Here is a 17,098-nt window from a genome sequence, read left to right as displayed (position 1 = left end):
GTGAGCAGCAGATTCGAAAGCCTGACCGGCCTGACGGACCGGTCGTTCCCCGAGTACGACACCCCGCCCGCGGAGCCGCTCGGCCTGGTGCGCGCCTGGATCAAGGCGGCCACCGAGGCCGGCGTGCGTGAGCCGCTGGCGCTCGCGCTGGCCACGGCCGACAGGCGCGGGCACGCCTCCACCCGCATGGTCGCCGTCGTGGACGTCTCCGCGCGCGGCGTGATCTTCACCACCCACAGCACCAGCCAGAAGGGAAGGGAGATCGCCGAGACCGGCTGGGGCTCCGGCGTCCTGTACTGGCGCGAGACCGGCCAGCAGCTCATCGTGTCGGGGCCCGTCGGGCAGCTGCCCGAGCCGGAGTCCGACCTGCTGTGGGCCGCCCGCCCCACGCCGCTGCACGCCATGACGACGGTGTCACGGCAGAGCGAGCCCCTGCGCGACCCCGGCGGGCTGCTGAGCGAGGCCGAACTGCTCGCGGCCGACGAGGTGCCGCTGCCCCGCCCCGTCCGCTTCGCCGGCTACTGCCTGGAGCCGGCCTCGGTGGAGTTCTGGTCGGCGGCGGCCAGCAGGCTGCACCGCCGGCTGCGTTACGACAAGACCGCCACGGGCTGGCGAACCACCCGCCTGCAGCCCTGAAGAAACGCGAAGGAGTCACTTGTGACCGGCAAGCGCACGATCGATTTCGACGCCATCGTCATCGGAGCCGGCATCGCCGGCATCTACATGCTCCACAAGCTCCGCAACGAGCTCGGGCTGACGGTCCGGGCGTTCGACAAGGCCGCGGGCATCGGCGGCACCTGGTACTGGAACCGCTACCCGGGCGCCATGTCGGACGTCGAGGGCTTCGTCTACCGGTATTCGTTCGACAAGGAGATGCTCCAGGAGTACGGCTGGAACACCAAGTACATCCCGCAGAAGCAGATCCTGGCCTACCTGCAGGCCGTGGTCGACCGGCACGACCTGGGCCGCGACATCCAGCTCGACACGGCCATCGAGTCGGCCGTCCACGACGAGGACACCGGCACCTGGACCGTCGTCACCGGCGACGGCGAGCGGTTCACCGCCCGCTACCTGGTCACCGCGCTCGGCCCGCTGTCGTCGCGCACCTTCCCCGACATCAAGGGCCGCGACGACTTCCGTGGCCGGCTCGTCCACACCGGCGCCTGGCCCGACGATCTGGACATCACCGGCAAGCGGGTCGGCGTCATCGGCACCGGCTCGACCGGCACCCAGTTCATCTGCACCGCCGCCAAGCTGGCCGGGCACCTGACGGTGTTCCAGCGCTCCGCGCAGTACTGCGTGCCGTCCGGCAACGGCCCGCTGAGCGACGAGCACCTCGCCGAAATCCGCGCGAACTACGACAAGATCTGGGACCAGGCCCGCCACTCGCGGGTCGCGTGTGGCTTCGAGGAGAGCGACACCCCCGCGATGAGCGTCTCCCCCGAGGAGCGCCGCCGGTTATTCCAGGCGGCCTGGGACCGTGGCAACGGCTTCCGCTTCATGTTCGGGACGTTCTCCGACATCGCCACCGACCCGGCCGCCAACGAGGCCGCCTCCGACTTCATCAAGTCGAAGATCAAGGAAATCGTGAAGGATCCGGAGACGGCGCGCAAGCTCATGCCGACGGAGCTGTACGCCAAGCGCCCCATCTGCAACGAGGGCTACTACGAGAGCTACAACCGCGACAACGTCACCCTGGTCAGCATCAAGGAGAACCCGATCAGGGAGATGACCCCGACCGGCGTGGTCACCGAGGACGGCGTGGAGCACGAACTGGACGTCCTGGTGTTCGCGACCGGGTTCGAGGCCGTGGACGGCAGCTACAAGGTGATGGACATCCGCGGGCGCGACGGCCGCGGGCTCGGCGAGTGCTGGAAGGACGGGGCCACCGCCTACCTCGGCGTGGCCACCCCCGGCTTCCCCAACCTGTTCATGGTCCTCGGCCCGAACAGCGCCTTCAGCAACCTGCCGCCGTGCATCGAGACCCAGGTCGAGTGGATCGGCGAGCTCATCGGGGCGGCGGAGGCCGGCGGCACGGTGGCCGTCGAGGCGACCAAGGAGGCCGAGGAGGAGTGGACGGCGCTCTGCCGGAGCCTGGCCGACTACACCCTGTTCCCGAAGGTCGCCTCCTGGATCTTCGGGGCCAACATCCCCGGCAAGAAGAGCACGGTCATGTTCTACTTCGCCGGCCTGGGGGCCTACCGGGAGAAGCTGCGCGAGGTGGCCGACGCCGGCTATGACGGCTTCGTCCTGCGCCAGGGGTCGTCCGCCGCGGCCTGATGTCACCTTTGCCGCGCCCGCGGCGTCTTAATGAGTGAGGGGCGTGTCGCGGCCCGCGATAAAGCGCGCCCCTCACCGTTATTTCGCCGATGGCGGCGTTTTTCGCTGCCTCAAGCCGGGCGCGTTTGCGCAGGTCAGCCTGCCGACGTGCTATTTGGCGCGCAAAAAAGAATGTCATCTAACATATCTCGAATAGCTTCACCGAAATGCTTGACTATTTTGCGCTCAAGCTGGATAGCATGAGCGACATGACTGATACTGTGATTCGCGTCGAAGACCAGATCGCCACTGTGATCAACGTCTTCGACGTCGACCCGGCCAAGCAGCAGGAGCTCGTCGAAATCCTCAAGGAGGGCGCGGAAAAGGTCTTCAAGGGCCGGCCCGGCTTCATCTCGGTCAACCTTCTCGCCAGCGCCGACGGCACCAGAGTCGTCAATTACGCGCAGTGGCGCAGCCCGGACGACGTCAAGGCCACACTGGCCGACCCCGAGGCGCAGATTTACGCGAAGAAGGCCGGCGAAATCGCCAAGGCGTCGCCGCACCCGTACCGGGTGGTCGCCACCTACCACGCCTGAGCCGGCAGGCGGAAAGACAACAGACCTCGCCCCGCTGACCTCGATCAGCGGGGCGGAATCCCGCAAGGCACGGACGCGCACGGCAAGGAAGCAGGACAGTCGCCATGACCAGTGCCACCACCGCAGACATCGTGATCGCCGGAGCCGGGATCGGCGGACTCAGCGCCGCCCTGGCCCTGCACGCCCGTGGGATCAAGTCGACCGTGCTGGAAGCCGCCGGCGAGATCCGGCCTCTCGGGGTCGGCATCAACATCCAGCCGGCGGCGATCGCCTGCCTGACCGGGCTCGGGCTCGGCCAGGCGCTGGCGGCCACCGGCATCCCCACCCGCGAGCACCGCTACCTCGACCACCTCGGCGCCACGTTATGGACAGAGTCGAGGGGCATCGCGGCCGGGCACCCGTTCCCGCAGTACTCCATCCACCGAGGCGAACTGCAACTGCTGCTGCTCGACGCGGTCCGCACCCGCCTCGGGGCCGGCGCGGTCCGCACCGGCACCCGGCTGCACACCTACGAGCAGAGCCGCGACGGCGTCCGCGTCCACGCGCACGACCGCGACAGCGGCTCCAGTGTCACCTTCCACGCCGCCGCCCTGATAGGCGCGGACGGCCTGCACTCGGCCGTGCGCTCACGCCTGCACCCCGGCAAGGCCGGGCTGAACGGGGCGGGCGTGCAGATGTGGCGCGGCCTGACCGAACTGGACGGCTTCCTCGACGGCCGCACCATGATCCTGGCCAACGACGAGAACGCCACCCGCCTGGTCGCCTACCCCATCTCGGCCCGGTACGCCGAACGCGGCAAGGCCCTGCTCAACTGGGTGCTGCTGGTCTCCATGGGCTCGCCGGGCCCGGCCGCCGAGGCCGCCTGGGACCTGCCGGGCGTCATCGACGACATCCTCCCGTACCTGGCCGACTGGGACTTCGGCTGGTTCGACGTCCGCGACGCGCTCGCGCGCAGCGGCCAGATCCTGCGTTACCCGATGGTCGACCGCGAGCCTCTGGAGCACTGGGGGCAGGGGCGCGTCACCCTGCTCGGCGACGCCGCCCACCTCATGTACCCGATCGGGGCCAACGGCGCCTCCCAGGCCATCATCGACGCCGCCGCCCTGGCCGACGCGCTCGACGGAAGCGCCGACGTGGCGGACGCGCTGGAGCGCTACGAGAACGTCCGACGGCCGGCCACGAACGCGATCGTGCAGGCCAACAGGAAGATGGACAGCGCGGAACGGGTCGCGGCAGCCGGGGCCGAGACCGACAGGACGACCGCCCTGGCCACCATCACCGCCGACTACCGCGCCACCGTAGAACACCGCCCCACCCCCGCCTGACGAGCACCCCCCTCGCCTTCCGCCCGCTGCAGGCGTCCCGGTGGAAGGCCGGTCCGCCGGTGACGTGATCGGCCGGCCCCCGTGGCCAGCAGTTCGGCGTACCGCGCCGCCACCGCCTCGGCCGTGGCGACGTCCGCGAACGCCTCCAGCGGCTCTCCAGGAACCCGGCTGAGCACCAGGTACTCCTCGCCGCCCGACTCCAACGGCCGGGGGACGGGGACGCCGAGATCGCCGAGCCCGGCCAGCAGCCGCAGCACGGCCGCCCGCTCCGGCAGCCGGGTCGCCGCCGCGGGGGTGCGCGGCAGGCACACGACCCGATCCGGGCCGACCACCACCTGGTGGAACTGCCCACGGCGGACGGCGAGCCGCTCGGGCTCGACGTCCGGGAACCACCGATCCAGGATGTTCCTCACCTCACCAGCATGGCGGTGGTGCCGGGGACGATCGTCATCTTTGAGCGCGGCCCCTGATCAGGCCGTCGATCCGGTCCGGGGCGAAGACGGTGTCGGTGACGAGCCTGGCGAGCCCGTGCACGCCGGCCCGGTCCCCAAGGGTGCTCGGCACGATGCTGAGGTTGCGGGTGGCCAGCGGCAGCGAACGCCCGTACACCGACTGCCGGACGCTGGCGAACAGCACGTCGTCGATGGCCGCGAGCTGCCCGCCGACGACGACCTTGCGCGGGTTGAGGATGTTGACGATGTCGCTGATCGCGGTGCCGACGATCCCCGCGGCCCGCTTCACGACGCGGATGGTGTCGGGGTTGCCGGCGTGCGCCTGGCGGACGACGTCGTTGACGGAGCGCACCTCGTGCCCCAGTTCGCGCAGGTCGCGCACCATGGCCCAGCCGCCCGCGTACGCCTCCACGCACCCGGTGTTGCCGCACCGGCACACGGGCGGGTCGCTCACCCCTGCGGCGGCGAGCGGGATGTGTCCCACGTCGCCGGCAGCGCCGTCGGAGCCCCGGTAGATGCGCCCGTCCACGATGAGGCCTGTGCCGATGCCGGTGCCGATCTTCACGAACACGATGTTGGGCGTCTCGGGGTGGGTGAGCCGGTGCTCGCCGAACGCCATCGCGTTGACGTCCTTGTCGACGACGACGGGGCAGTCGTAACGGCCGGCGAAGTGGCCGGCGATGTCGAAGTCGTGCCAGCCGGTCATGATGGGCGGGTTCACCGCGCGCCCGCTGGCGGCGTCCACCGGGCCGGGCACGCTGAGGCCGATGCCCAGCACCTCGGAGCGCGGGTGGCCGGCCAGCAGTTCGGCGAAGCGGTCGGTCACCTGGTCGAGCACCTTGACGGGGCCGTCGGTGATGTCGATGGGGACGTGCCGCTCGTCCAGGACGCCCGCGACGGCGTCGGCGAGCGCGACCCGCATGCCGGTCGCGCCGGTGTCGGCGACCAGGACGACGCCGCGGTGCCGGTTGACGTCGAAGCGGTCGGCGGGCCGGCCGCCCGTGTTGGCGTCCTGGGAGGACGGGACGATCAGCGCGTGGCCGAGCAGCGCCTCGACGCGCTGGTTGACGGCGGTGCGGGACAGCCCGGCCAGCCGGGCCACCTCCGTCTTGGTGAGCCCGTCGGGATGCGACCGGAACAGCGCGAACACCGCCCCAGGACTGTCCTTCGACACCCGACCGACCTCCCCTTCCTGTACAGCGCCCTGGGCAAGTACGGGCGCCCCGTCTCCACGCGCGGCCGGGCGAACGCCGTGTCCGTGCTGCGCCGCCTGGCGGAGCACGCCGCCGCGCAGGGGGTCACGCTGGGCCTGGAGGTGTGCAATCGTTACGAGACGAACGTGGTCAACACCGCGCGCGAGGCGCTCCGGCTGGCCGACGACGTCGGCGCCGACAACGTGGTCGTGCACCTCGACACGTACCACATGAACATCGAGGAGGACGATCTGATCAGGCCGGTCCTGGAGGTGGGCGAGCGGCTCGGCTACGTGCACGTCGGCGAGAACCACCGCGGCTTCCTCGGCTCGGGTCACCTCGACCTCACCGGCTTCTTCCACGCCCTGGCCGACGTCGGCTACCGGGGCCCCGTCACGTTCGAGTCCTTCTCCTCCGCGGTGGTCGCGCCGGGGCTCTCCGGCGATCTGGCCATCTGGCGCGACCTGTGGACCGACGGCGCCGCGCTCGCCGACCACGCCCGGCGCTACCTGACCGCCGCGCTCGCCGTCAGCGGGGGCGTCAGGTGAGCGGAGACGAGCTGCTCCAGCGCGTCCGGGGGCTGGCCGCGACCGGCGAACGGGTCGTGGTCGGCATCGCGGGCTGTCCGGGTGCGGGCAAGTCGACGCTGGCCGGATGGCTGGTCGAGCGCCTGAGCGCGGCGGGGCTGCCGGCCGTGTGGGTGCCGATGGACGGCTTCCACCTGGCCGACGTCGAGCTCGAACGCCTCGGCAGGCTGGGGCGCAAGGGCGCCATCGACACCTTCGACGCCCACGGCTACCTGGCGCTGCTGCGCCGCCTGCGCGCCGAGACCGCCACCGTCGTCTACGCGCCCTCCTTCGACCGCGACATCGAGCAGCCGATCGCGGGCGCCATCGCCGTGCCGCCGGCCGCGCGGGTCGTCGTCAGCGAGGGAAACTACCTGCTGGCCGCCGACGAACCGTGGCGGCAGGTCAGGCAGGCCATGACCGAGGTCTGGTACGCCGAGGTCGACGACCGCGTCCGGCTGGAGCGCCTCACCAGGCGGCACGTCGAGTTCGGCAAGAGCCCCGATCAGGCCGCGCGCTGGGTCGCCGAGGTCGACGAGCCCAACGCCGTGGCCATCCGCGCCACCCGGGCGGGCGCCGACCTGCTGGTCGACCTGGACCGGCGCCGGTGAGCGGCATCCCGGCCGGGACCAGGACCAGGTTGACGCCCACGATCGTGGTCGCGAAGCCGATGGCGGCGATGCCGCTGATCCGGGAGAAGCGCATGGTGGTGCCTCCAATGCTTTTACGAGCCATATATTCATTATAAGTAGCGTAAGCACTTAGAGTACAACCATGGGTGCTGAGGTGAGCCGGCGCCGTTACGACTCGTTGCGCCGTACGACGCAGGCGCTGGAGACGCGGGCCGAGATCGCCCGCGCCGCGCGCCGGCTCTTCGTCGAGCGCGGCTGGGCGGCGACGACCGTGCGCGACGTGGCGCGCGAGGCCGGGGTCTCCGTGCCGACGGTCTACTCGGTGTACGGGAACAAGACCGGCCTGACCAGGGCGCTGGCCGACGCCGCCGACCTGTCGGCCGACCCGGCGCAGCAGCTCGCCGAGCTGGAGTCGGCCGAGGCCGACCCCGGACGGCAGCTCGCCGCGATGGCCGGCTTCGACCGGCGGCTGTACGAGCGCGCCGGAGATGTCATCACGCTGCTGCGCGAGGCCGCCCGCAGCGAACCCGAGCTGGCCTCCGTCTACCGCGAGGGCCGCAGGCGGGCCGACGAGACCCGCGTGGCGGTCTTCTCCTCCTGGCCCGACGGCACCCTGCGCCCGGGGCTCGACGTGCCCGGCGCGGTCGACGTGTACGCGGGGCTGTGCAGCATCGACGTCTACACCACGTTCACGGCCGAGCGCGGCTGGCCGCCCGAGCGCGTCGAACAGTGGTGGAGCCAGGCCCTGGCCCGCGAACTGCTGGGCTGCGACCCTTCCCGTTGATCGGGCGGGCCGGCCGGTCGGCTCGATAGCGTGATCACGCGGGGAGGTTGTGGTGCACGAGATCGACTTCCGGCTGCTCGGGCCTGTCTGCGTCCGGCGGGACGGCAGGTCTCTGGGGCCGGCCACCGCTCAGCAGCGTTCCGTCCTGGCCATGCCAGATCTAGTCCGCCCGGCGGGCGAGGGTGAGTTCGGTGGTGAAGGTCATGTCCACGCCGTCGCCCAGCAGGGAGGCCAGGTCGCGCAGCAGCGCCTCGCGCGCGTCGTGGTCCATGATCCGGTAGGCGGAGACGGAGCGGACCAGATCCAGGTAGCGGTCTGCTTCGTACCGGTCGGTGTGGGTGTAGAGGCGGGTCTCCAGGTCGGTGAAGCGGGGGTCGCCGGCCAGTTCGTCCGCGGGAGGCTCGGGCCGACCAGGCTTGGGCCGGTGCAGGCTGGAGCTCGACACGCCGTAGCGGCCGTCCACGTCGGCGAGGGCGGTGAGCAGTTCGGGGTCGGTGACGCCGTAGTTGTTCCAGAAGAGCGCCACGGCCCCCGAGGGCGTCAGGGCGGCGTGGGCCAGGTCCCAGCGCCTGTCCCGGTCCACCCAGTGCCAGGCCTGGGCGCAATAGAGCAGGGCGAACGCCCGGTCGGGCACGTAGTCCTCGAAAATCCCGCTCTCGACCCTGACTTCCGGGCACTTCGCCCGCAGTGTGGCGGCCATCCTGGCGTCGGGCTCGACGCAGGTCAGGTCCACGCCGCGGGCCGCGAAACCCGCCGTGGCCTTGCCCGTCCCCGCGCCGACCTCCAGCACCGGGCCGGAGGGCGCGTAACCGAGCACGTCGGTGACGAGCTGATCAGGGTAGCCGGGCCGGGCCGACTCGTACTGATCGACTGCCTCTCCGAACACCACGTTTCTGCGGCGGTCCACCATTTCGTCTCCTCCACCTGGTCAGGGCGCCCGGCCGCCCACCTTCAGCTTGCTAGCCGTTCGCCTGCCGCTCGTTGTCCCGCCTCGACCGTACGGCCGTCGCCAGGACGTCGAGCAGTCGTTCCGTCTCGTCCCAGCCCACGCAGGCGTCGGTGATGCTCTGCCCGTAGGTCAGGCCCGCGCGCGGCCCCGGCTCCTGCCGGCCGGGCACCAGGAAACTCTCCAGCATCAGCCCGGCGATGCCGGTCTCGCCGCCGGCGATGCGGGCAGCCACCTCGTCGACCACCGCCGCCTGCCGGACGTGGTCCTTGCCGCTGTTGCCGTGGCTGGCGTCCACGATCAGCCGCCGCGGCCGCTCGGCCTTGGCCAGCAGGGTGAGGGCGTCGCGGACGGAGTCGGGGTCGTAGTTGGGGCCGCGCCGGCCGCCGCGCAGGATCACGTGACAGTCGGGGTTGCCCGTGGTCGTCACCACCGAGGCGCGGCCTTCGTCGTCGATGCCGAAGAAGACCTGCGGGTGGGAGGAGGCCATCACCCCGTCGATCGCGACCTGCACGTCGCCGTCCGTGGCGTTCTTGAACCCGACCGGCATGGACAGGCCCGAGGTGAGCTGGCGGTGCACCTGGCTCTCCGGCGTGCGCGCGCCGATCGCGCCCCAGGTGACGGCGTCGGCGATGTACTGCGGGCTGGTGGGTTCGAGGAACTCGCAGCCGACGGGCAGGCCCGTGCTCAGCACGTCGAGGAGCACGGTACGCGCCATGCGCAGGCCGCGCCGCACGTCGTGGCCGCCGTCGATGTCGGGGTCGTTGATCAGGCCCTTCCAGCCGATGGTCGTGCGCGGCTTTTCGAAGTAGACCCGCATGACCACCAGCAGGGCGTCACCCAGGTCGCGGGTGGCCTCGGCCAGGCGGCGGGCGTAATCGAGGGCCGCCTCCGGGTCGTGCACGGAGCACGGCCCGACGACGAGCAGCAGCCGGTCGTCGTCTCCGGTCAGCACGTCGCGTACGGCGCGGCGGCTCGCGGCCACCAGCGCCTCGCGTTCCTCCCCGAGCGGCTGCTCATTGCGCAGATCGATCGGCGTGGGCAGGGCTTCGAAGGAGGTGATGCGCAGATCGCCAGTCGCGGTCATGGGCTCGTGTGTCCTTTGCGTTCAGCGGCGGTACGGCCCACGCCCAGACAATCCGGAGCCGCCCGCCTAAATGACGAAAAGCAGAGACGGATCGTCTCTGCTTTGTGGCTCCGGATGATCAGGAAGTCAGCGCATGTGACCCTCGGCCCCACCCGGAGCCTGCACATAGCGCCAAAATCGACTGATCAGCATGATGCGGACGTTATCAGGCGGACGGCCACTTCTCCAAATCCGGCCCCCGTTCGAGCTCCGCCGTTCAGTGATCCCGGCCGCGTACGCCTCGGGCCCGAGCGGGCGACGGACGACCTCACTTAGTCCGATCATCCGCGAAAGATGCTCGATCAACCGTGATTAGGCCCTCCTCGATCGGCGTAACTCGGGTTACATTCACGTTACTTTGCCCTCTCTTATCCCCCCGAGTAGACCGAAGGGAGAGGCATGAGAGCGCGAACCGCAATCGTGGCCTTGACCGTCGCGGCGATCCTCATGCCGGCGGCCGTCGCACAGGCATCCGAGACGGCCGCCCCGCCGCCCGAAAGTGACTTCCAGAAGGTGACGCTCAACGACAACCCGGGCGAGCCCATGGACCTGGCGGTGTTACCGGATTCAAGGGTCCTGCACACCACCCGCAAGGGCGAGGTCTGGCTGCACGACCCGAAGACCGGCCTCAACACCCTGGCCGCCCGGCTGAACGTCTACCAGCACGACGAGGAGGGCCTGCAGAGCATCGCCCTCAGCCCCGGCTTCGGCAAGGGCCCCAAGAAGGACGACTGGGTCTACCTCTACTACTCCCCGCCGCTCAACACCCCCGTCGACGACCCGGCGACGCCCGACGTCAACGAGGGCGACGCCCCGTTGACCGGCACCCCGCAGGACTTCGCGCCCTTCAAGGGGCTGATCAGGCTCTCGCGGTTCCGCCTGACGGGAAACACCATCGACCTGCGGACCGAGCAGCGCGTCCTCGACGTGCCGGTCGACCGGGGCATCTGCTGCCACGTCGGCGGCGACATCGTCTTCGACGCCGCGGGCAACCTCTACCTGTCGACCGGCGACGACACCAACCCGTTCTCCTCCGACGGCTTCACCCCCATCGACGAGCGGACCGACAGGAACCCGGCGTTCGACGCCCAGCGCAGCGCCGGCAACACCAACGACCTGCGCGGCAAGATCCTGCGCGTCAACGTGCGGGCCGACGGGTCCTACTCGATCCCGCGCGGCAACCTCTTCCCACCAGGCACGCAGGGAACCCGGCCGGAGATCTACGCGATGGGCCTGCGCAACCCGTTCCGCATCGAGATCAAGCGGTCCACCGGGGAGCTCTACGTCGGAGACTACTCGCCCGACGCGCGCGAGGCCGACCCGCAGCGCGGTCCTTCGGGCACCGGCAAGTGGACGGTCGTCCGCAAGGCGGGCAACTACGGCTGGCCGTACTGCGCGACGGCGCGGCTCCCGTACGTCGACTACGACTTCGCGACCAGTACGTCGGGCCAGGCGTTCGACTGCGCCGCGCCCGTCAACGACTCGCCGCACAACACCGGCCGGCGCGCGCTGCCACCGGTCGTCCAGCCGGACGTGTGGTACTCCTACGGGCAGTCGGCGGAGTTCCCGCAGCTCGGCACCGGCGGCATCGGCCCGATGGGCGGCCCCGCCTACTCCTACGACCCGCGTAACGCCCACGCCCGGGGCTCCGTGGCCTGGCCCAAGTACTACGACGGCGTCCCGCTCTTCTACGAGTGGACCCGCGACTACGTCAAGGCGTTCCGCCGCGACGGGCAGATCGAGGACGTGCTGCCCTCCTTCGTCTTCGACAACCCGATGGACATGGAGTTCGGCCCTGACGGCGCGCTCTACGTGCTGGAGTACGGCGACGGCTTCTTCCAGGAGAACCCGGACGCCCAGCTCTCGCGGATCGACTACATCGGCAACACCGGCAACCACACGCCCATCCCGGCCGCCGCGGCGTCGGTGACCGCCGGGCACGCGCCGCTCACCGTCCGGTTCACCAGCACGGGAACCACCGACCCCGACGGCGACAGGATCCGCTACGCCTGGGACTTCGACGCCGACGGCCGGGTCGACTCCCGCAGCCCCGAGGCGACCTACACCTTCCAGCGCAACGGCCTCTACAACGCCACGCTGCGCGTCACCGACGACGACGGCAAGTCCGCGGCGACGTCGGTGCGGGTCGTGGTCGGCAACGCCGCACCCGTCGTCGAACTGGTCAAGCCCGCGCAAGGGCAGGCGTTCTCCTTCGGGGACGTCGTCGAGTTCGAGGTACGCATCACCGACGACCAGCCGGTGAACTGCGCCAACGTGACCGTGGACTACGTGCTCGGCCACGACGAGCACGGCCATCCGCAGACCACCGCCCGCGGCTGCACGGGCTCCATCCAGACCACCGAGCCCAGCGGACACGACCCGGACACCGACAACCTCAGCGGCGTCTTCGTCGCCACCTACACCGACCCCGGCGCCGCCGACCTGCCGCCGCTGAGCGGCAGCGACGAGGTCGCGCTCAAGCCCACCCGATAGGAGAACCCCCATGTGTTACGGCTACGGCCCCAGCAGGCGCTCCCTGCTCGCCGCGGGCCTCGGCCTGGGCGCGGCCGCCATCGCCGCCGCGTCCCCCGCCGCGGCCGCCGCCACGCCGCACCACCCAGGCAAGAAGCGCATCCCGCGCGACCAGATCAGCATCCAGATCTACTCGGTACGCGACGACCTCGCCCAGAACTACGACGCCACCCTCTCCTACCTCGCCGAGATCGGCTACCCGAAGGTCGAGCTGGCGCTCGGCTACTTCGGCCGCACCGCGCAGCAACTGCGGGCCTTCCTCGACGGGCTCGGCATCCGCTCCACCTCCAGCCACGACGGCATCAGCCCCGACGACGCCGCCCTGGACACGAAGATCTCCAACGCGCTGACCCTCGGACAGTCCTACATCGTCGTCCCCTACCTCAACTCCACCAGCCTCGACGAGTGGAAGGGCTGGGCCGAGCGGATGAACGTCGAGGCCGCCGCCGCCCGCTCCGCCGGGCTCCGGTACGGCTACCACAACCACGCCCACGAGTTCACCACCGACCTCGGCGGCGGCAAGACGCCCTGGGACGTGCTGACGTCCGAGCTGGACCCGCGCCTGGTCCACCTGGAGATCGACCTCTACTGGGCGGTCACCGGCGGCGTCGGCCGCGGCGCCTCCGACCCGGTGGGCTTCGCGCTCAACGTCATCCGCCGGGCGCCGCAGCGCGTCCTGCAGTTCCACGTCAAGGACCGCCACCTCGACGGCGACATGGCCGACCTCGGAACCGGAACCATCGACTTCCGGCGGATCTTCGACAAACACCAGGTCAAGGAGTACATCGTCGAGAACGACACCCCCGACGTGACGCCCAGGCGCACGGCGGAGGTCGGCTACAGCTACCTGCGCAAACTGCGCTACTGAGCCCCGCACCGCCGCTCCCGGCCCCTCCTCCCAGGGCCGGGAGCGTGCTCAGGCCGGGCGCGCCACCACGGTTCGCCAGCCGAAGGCGACGGCGCCGGTCAGGAGAACCAGACCCGACAGCACGCCGCTGATGATCGGCACCCAGGCCACGGCGGACGTCGAGGCCAGGACGAGCCCGGCGGTCCCGAGCAGGGTGAGGACCACGCCCGGGACGGCGATGCTGCGGTCCTTCCAGATCGGCGCCAGCGCGATGAAGTGCACACCGACCACGAACGCCACCCAGGCCACGTTGGTCTGCTCGGGGCGTCCCCAGGCGGTCAGCAGCCGGATGCCGCCGAAGAGCAGGAGCGCCTCGGCGGCGACCACGACGAGGTAGCCGCGGCTGAACATGGCCGGTCGCGCACCCTCGGCCTGCCCCTGTTCGCGGGCGGTGAAGAACCACATGGCGACGACGCCCGCGGCGGCCAGGCAGGCGGCTGCCCGCAGAAGGAGAACGGTCGTGGTGTTCAGCGGGCTCTGGGCGTTGAGGACGACGAAGACCGCGCCGAAGACCGCGCCGACCAGCAATCCAGTCATTCGTTGCGCGCAACTCGCGGCCCGCGCGGGCGGCCTGCGCGATCTGCTGCCTGACGTGGTCGCTGTCCTCCAGCCGTTCGACGTCGACGGGGAGGCCGCGCAGCTCGCTCACCACCTCTTCCAGCCGATGGGCAAGCCGGGCCAACGACACGCTCTCGTCCACACGCCTCCTTCGCCGGCTCCGCACCCCGCAGCTTACGATGCGGTGGTCGTGAGGCGCGTGTGCAGGTGGCGGCCTGGCGGACCAGTTCGGTTTCGCGGGGCCTGCCCGCGCGATCACAGCTCCACGTACACGCCCGCCACGTCGTCGTGCCGCTTGCCGCGGGGGAACTCCTCGCCCTCGGGGTCGGCGTGCTCGCTCGCCCGCACCTGCGCGAGCAGCGTGTTCAGCCCCTCCTCCCGAACCAGGGAGAGCAACGCGGGAAAGTCGCCCAATCCGAAGACTTCCGTCCATCGGGTGGCCCCGTCGGTCAGCGCCGCGGCGTCGGTGACGTCGGCGCGCGGGGTGAGGCCCGTGACGGCCCGGCCGGCCACGTCCGGGTCGGCGGCCACGGTGAAGAAGCCGCCCTCCGCGTTGCGCAGCGCGGTCACCGCCCCGACGTAGGCGTGTACGGCCGCCTCGGACTCCGCGGTGCCCGGGGCCAGGGCTTTCACCCGCTCGCGCAGCGCCCGCAGGTCAGGGCGGAGCCGGAGTACGGTCAGCCGGGTGTCAAGGACGGGGGTGATCGTGCCGTCCTTGCCGCCGAGCAGGATGGCGGCGTCGGAGAGCACCAGGTGTTCGACCCGCTCCTCGTCCCAGCGCAGCAGCGCCGCCGTGGCCTGGGGTGTGCGTTTGTGCGACAGGTCGCAGCCTGGCCCGTGGGCGGCGGCCGTACGCGTGATCGCCTCGGACAGACAGGCGGCCAGGTCCCACTCCCGGCGTGACCCGGCCAGCTCCACGAGCGCGCCGCCGAGCCGCGCGGTGAACCACGGCACGTCGTGCGCGCATCCGGTGTCGCCGTCGGCCGGGGGCGTGACGCCGTCGAGCACCACGGCCACGCCCCCGTCCGCCAGAACCACGGCCGCGTAGTCCTCGTTGGGATCTTCCTGCGACGCCGGCCTGGCGACGATGTCGATGCGCATGATCCCCAGTATGCAATCCCGCGCTTGACGGACCCCGAGCCGGCTCAGGCGGCCTCGGCCGCGCGGAAGGTCTTGAGCGCCTCGGGGCCGAAGTAGGCGCCGTAGCTGGTCGTGGAGTTGCGCAGCGCGTGGGTGGAGATCACGTGCCCTGAGCCGACGCGCTTGTCGAAGTCCTGGAACCACGGCCCGCCGCTGGAGCCGCCGCCCATGTCGCACACCAGCGCGTACTTCATGCCGTACGCCGGGGTCGCCGGCTTGCCGCCGCAGTACTGCAGGGTCTTGCCGCCGTTGCCGTTGTTCGGGTAGCCGAGCAGCAGGTTGGCCGTGCCCTCGGCGCGGGAGTTGAACCTGATGCCCTGCCCGCCCACGGCCTGCAGAGGGGTCTTGCCGTTCACCGGCTTGACGACCAGCATGCCGAAGTCGAGCGGCGGCTGGTGGGCGCCGTCCTTGTAGTAGCCGGACCAGATGAAGGAGGTGCGCGCCACGAACTTGCCGTACGGCGCCGTGCCGTTCTTGTAGGCGGGCACGAAGGCCAGGTTGCTGCTCCAGCGGCCGTCGTTGTCGATCAACGCGTGCCCGACGGTCACGATGACGTCCCCGCCGGCGCTGGTCACGACGGTTCCCGAGGCCACGAAGTCCTGGCCGTTGCCGCCCGTCCCGAACACCTTGCCCGCCGTCTTGGCGATGAGACCACCGCCGTTCCAGGTCTGCTGTTCGGCCACAGCAGGGCCGAACGGGACTCGCGCCGGGTAAGTTGCCGGGGTGGGGGCGATGTTCACCTGATTGCCGATCGCGTACGGCGTCGCCTTCTTGGTCGTGGCGTCCGCAGTGTCGGCGGGGGCGGTCAGCGGCTGCGCGGCGCGCATCCGCTCCGGCGTCCAGTAGTCGCCGCCGGCGGCGAACTTCGCCGGGACGTGGTGCGCCAGCGGCCGGTCCTGCGCCGTCTCGCCCGGCGGCTCGGCGGTGGCGGCGTGGGCGCCCAGCCCGAGCGTCAGAGTGGTCAAGCCGGCGATGGCCAGGATACGCATGAAACCTCCGTGACAAATGTGGCGGAAGATGACTTACCACACATATGGCCAAAGGAGGCAATCGCGGCCGTTCAGGCGCAGACGGGCAAGCTCGGATGGTCGTTCGTACGGACGGCGGGGAGCCACGCGTGACCGCCGGGCACGTCGTGGAGCAGCACCCGGAACCAGCGGGTCGTGCCCACACCCGTCTCGTCCTCGACACGGTCGCCGTCGTAGAGGACGCAGTCGGCCTTCAGGACGTCGCCGTGCCACACACGATGCTCCACGACGTTGCCGGCGGCGTACTTCTGCCGTGGATCGCGGGCCAGGCCCAGGCTGCAGGCGGGCGGCCGTTCCGCACGGCTCCCGCAGTCGCCCTCGACGTTGTGGACGCGTACCGAGGCCACGGTCGCGGCACCGGGTTCGTTCTCCACGATGGACGGGGGCTGCTCGGAGTCCGATCTGAGAAGGGCGAAGGCCGTGGCGCCCGCGACGGCGAGAACGGCGGCGGCCACGGCGGCCACCAGGCCCCTCCGACGCGGCCGGCCGTCCGCCACGGGAGGAGGCTCAGGCACATCGGCGACCGACCCCGCACCAGACGGGCTCCCATCAGACGGGTTCTCGCCGGACGGGCTTCTCGCGGGCGGGTGCTCATCGGACGGGGCTTCGTCGTCCTGTTCTTCAGGGGGCGTGGCGGGGTCGGACCGGGCGACGTCGGCCAGCGCCCACAGCCGGTGCAGCTCGCGTAACTCCTCACCGGTGGCGCCGCACGCCTTGGCGAAGGTGTGCACCGCCCCGTACGTGGCCGGCACCTTGGCCCCGGAACAGTAGCGGTGCAGGCTCGAACGGCTGATCCCGGTCTGCGCGGCCAGCGCCTCGTAACTCGTCCCCGCGCGTTCTTTCAGCATCCGCAACCGGGCCGCGAACCGTTCGATCTCATCTGTCTGCGTCATGACTTCCCTCGCCGCTCGGTCATGAGCCGCCCGCCCAGCCGGCACCGCCGCCACCACACGCATCCCACCCGCGTCCCAGCAGCTCAGTCAGACGTGCAGCTCGCAATGGACAGTCGTCTCCCAGCATCCCATCGAAGCCGGATTCCTTGCCACCGGCGGCG

17 protein-coding genes are annotated in these 17,098 nt (G+C 70.9%); 9 read left to right on the top strand and 8 right to left on the bottom strand.

Annotated features, from left to right (window positions below):
* From phzG to ACFOY2_RS23340, 4 genes are all read left to right on the top strand, one after another.
* Positions 1 to 636 carry a phenazine biosynthesis FMN-dependent oxidase PhzG gene (gene phzG / locus ACFOY2_RS23355; protein WP_379530202.1) on the top strand — a complete coding sequence of 212 codons (636 nt, stop codon included), beginning with the start codon at positions 1 to 3 and terminating at the stop codon, positions 634 to 636.
* Positions 637 to 657: 21 nt separating this feature from the next.
* On the top strand, positions 658 to 2,280 hold the full coding sequence (locus ACFOY2_RS23350) for a flavin-containing monooxygenase (RefSeq protein ID WP_379530201.1): 1,623 nt from the start codon (positions 658 to 660) through the stop codon (positions 2,278 to 2,280).
* A gap of 248 nt (positions 2,281 to 2,528) precedes the next feature.
* Complete coding sequence (locus tag ACFOY2_RS23345) at positions 2,529 to 2,855, top strand: antibiotic biosynthesis monooxygenase family protein (protein WP_379530200.1); 327 nt, start codon at positions 2,529 to 2,531, stop codon at positions 2,853 to 2,855.
* 104 nt (positions 2,856 to 2,959) lie between these two features.
* On the top strand, positions 2,960 to 4,180 hold the full coding sequence (locus tag ACFOY2_RS23340) for an FAD-dependent monooxygenase (RefSeq protein ID WP_379530199.1): 1,221 nt from the start codon (positions 2,960 to 2,962) through the stop codon (positions 4,178 to 4,180).
* Here the strand turns inward: ACFOY2_RS23340 and ACFOY2_RS23335 are convergent.
* Positions 4,141 to 4,593 carry a phosphotransferase gene (locus ACFOY2_RS23335; protein WP_379530198.1) on the bottom strand — a complete coding sequence of 151 codons (453 nt, stop codon included), beginning with the start codon at positions 4,591 to 4,593 and terminating at the stop codon, positions 4,141 to 4,143. The two genes, ACFOY2_RS23340 and ACFOY2_RS23335, sit on opposite strands and share 40 nt — an antisense overlap.
* A gap of 34 nt (positions 4,594 to 4,627) precedes the next feature.
* Positions 4,628 to 5,806 (bottom strand): ROK family protein, encoded by a 1,179-nt coding sequence (locus ACFOY2_RS23330; RefSeq protein ID WP_379530197.1) that lies wholly within the window; start codon positions 5,804 to 5,806, stop codon positions 4,628 to 4,630.
* Here ACFOY2_RS23330 and ACFOY2_RS23325 point away from each other — a divergent pair.
* From ACFOY2_RS23325 to ACFOY2_RS23315, 3 genes are all read left to right on the top strand, one after another.
* Complete coding sequence (locus tag ACFOY2_RS23325) at positions 5,759 to 6,373, top strand: TIM barrel protein (protein ID WP_379530196.1); 615 nt, start codon at positions 5,759 to 5,761, stop codon at positions 6,371 to 6,373. The genes ACFOY2_RS23330 and ACFOY2_RS23325 overlap by 48 nt on opposite strands.
* Complete coding sequence (locus ACFOY2_RS23320) at positions 6,370 to 7,002, top strand: nucleoside/nucleotide kinase family protein (protein ID WP_379530195.1); 633 nt, start codon at positions 6,370 to 6,372, stop codon at positions 7,000 to 7,002. Before ACFOY2_RS23325 ends, ACFOY2_RS23320 begins: the two co-directional genes overlap by 4 nt.
* A 163-nt stretch (positions 7,003 to 7,165) precedes the next feature.
* Positions 7,166 to 7,807 (top strand): TetR/AcrR family transcriptional regulator, encoded by a 642-nt coding sequence (locus ACFOY2_RS23315; protein WP_379530194.1) that lies wholly within the window; start codon positions 7,166 to 7,168, stop codon positions 7,805 to 7,807.
* Positions 7,808 to 7,967: 160 nt separating this feature from the next.
* Here the strand turns inward: ACFOY2_RS23315 and ACFOY2_RS23310 are convergent, their stop codons facing one another.
* Complete coding sequence (locus ACFOY2_RS23310; RefSeq protein ID WP_379530193.1) at positions 7,968 to 8,717, bottom strand: class I SAM-dependent methyltransferase; 750 nt, start codon at positions 8,715 to 8,717, stop codon at positions 7,968 to 7,970.
* 49 nt (positions 8,718 to 8,766) lie between these two features.
* Positions 8,767 to 9,840, bottom strand: a complete 1,074-nt coding sequence (locus tag ACFOY2_RS23305; RefSeq protein ID WP_379530192.1) for a 3-deoxy-7-phosphoheptulonate synthase — start codon at positions 9,838 to 9,840, stop codon at positions 8,767 to 8,769.
* A 438-nt stretch (positions 9,841 to 10,278) separates the two neighbouring features.
* On the opposite strand from ACFOY2_RS23305, the gene ACFOY2_RS23300 reads away from it, so the two are divergent.
* Positions 10,279 to 12,372 carry a PQQ-dependent sugar dehydrogenase gene (locus ACFOY2_RS23300; RefSeq protein ID WP_379530191.1) on the top strand — a complete coding sequence of 698 codons (2,094 nt, stop codon included), beginning with the start codon at positions 10,279 to 10,281 and terminating at the stop codon, positions 12,370 to 12,372.
* Positions 12,373 to 12,382: 10 nt separating this feature from the next.
* A complete protein-coding gene (locus ACFOY2_RS23295) occupies positions 12,383 to 13,279 on the top strand; it encodes a sugar phosphate isomerase/epimerase family protein (RefSeq protein WP_379530190.1) in 897 nt (298 codons plus the stop codon).
* Between the two features lie 48 nt (positions 13,280 to 13,327).
* On the opposite strand, the gene ACFOY2_RS23290 is transcribed toward ACFOY2_RS23295, so the two are convergent.
* The 4 genes from ACFOY2_RS23290 to ACFOY2_RS23275 form a co-directional block, all read right to left on the bottom strand.
* Positions 13,328 to 13,855 (bottom strand): hypothetical protein, encoded by a 528-nt coding sequence (locus ACFOY2_RS23290; protein ID WP_379530189.1) that lies wholly within the window; start codon positions 13,853 to 13,855, stop codon positions 13,328 to 13,330.
* 276 nt (positions 13,856 to 14,131) lie between these two features.
* Positions 14,132 to 14,977: a protein phosphatase 2C domain-containing protein gene (locus ACFOY2_RS23285; RefSeq protein WP_379530188.1), complete on the bottom strand. Its 846-nt coding sequence runs from the start codon at positions 14,975 to 14,977 to the stop codon at positions 14,132 to 14,134.
* 44 nt (positions 14,978 to 15,021) lie between these two features.
* Positions 15,022 to 16,005 carry a trypsin-like serine peptidase gene (locus ACFOY2_RS23280; protein ID WP_379530187.1) on the bottom strand — a complete coding sequence of 328 codons (984 nt, stop codon included), beginning with the start codon at positions 16,003 to 16,005 and terminating at the stop codon, positions 15,022 to 15,024.
* A 71-nt stretch (positions 16,006 to 16,076) separates the two neighbouring features.
* The gene (locus ACFOY2_RS23275; RefSeq protein ID WP_379530186.1) at positions 16,077 to 16,937 is read right to left on the bottom strand and encodes a helix-turn-helix domain-containing protein; all 861 of its coding nucleotides are present in this window, start codon (positions 16,935 to 16,937) and stop codon (positions 16,077 to 16,079) included.
* Positions 16,938 to 17,098 lie beyond the last annotated feature (161 nt).

This window comes from Nonomuraea purpurea (genome assembly GCF_042650645.1).
In the GTDB taxonomy this organism is placed as follows: domain Bacteria; phylum Actinomycetota; class Actinomycetes; order Streptosporangiales; family Streptosporangiaceae; genus Nonomuraea; species Nonomuraea purpurea.
Note: the sequence above shows the minus strand (reverse complement) of the source record. Positions and strands in the feature narration are given on the sequence as shown.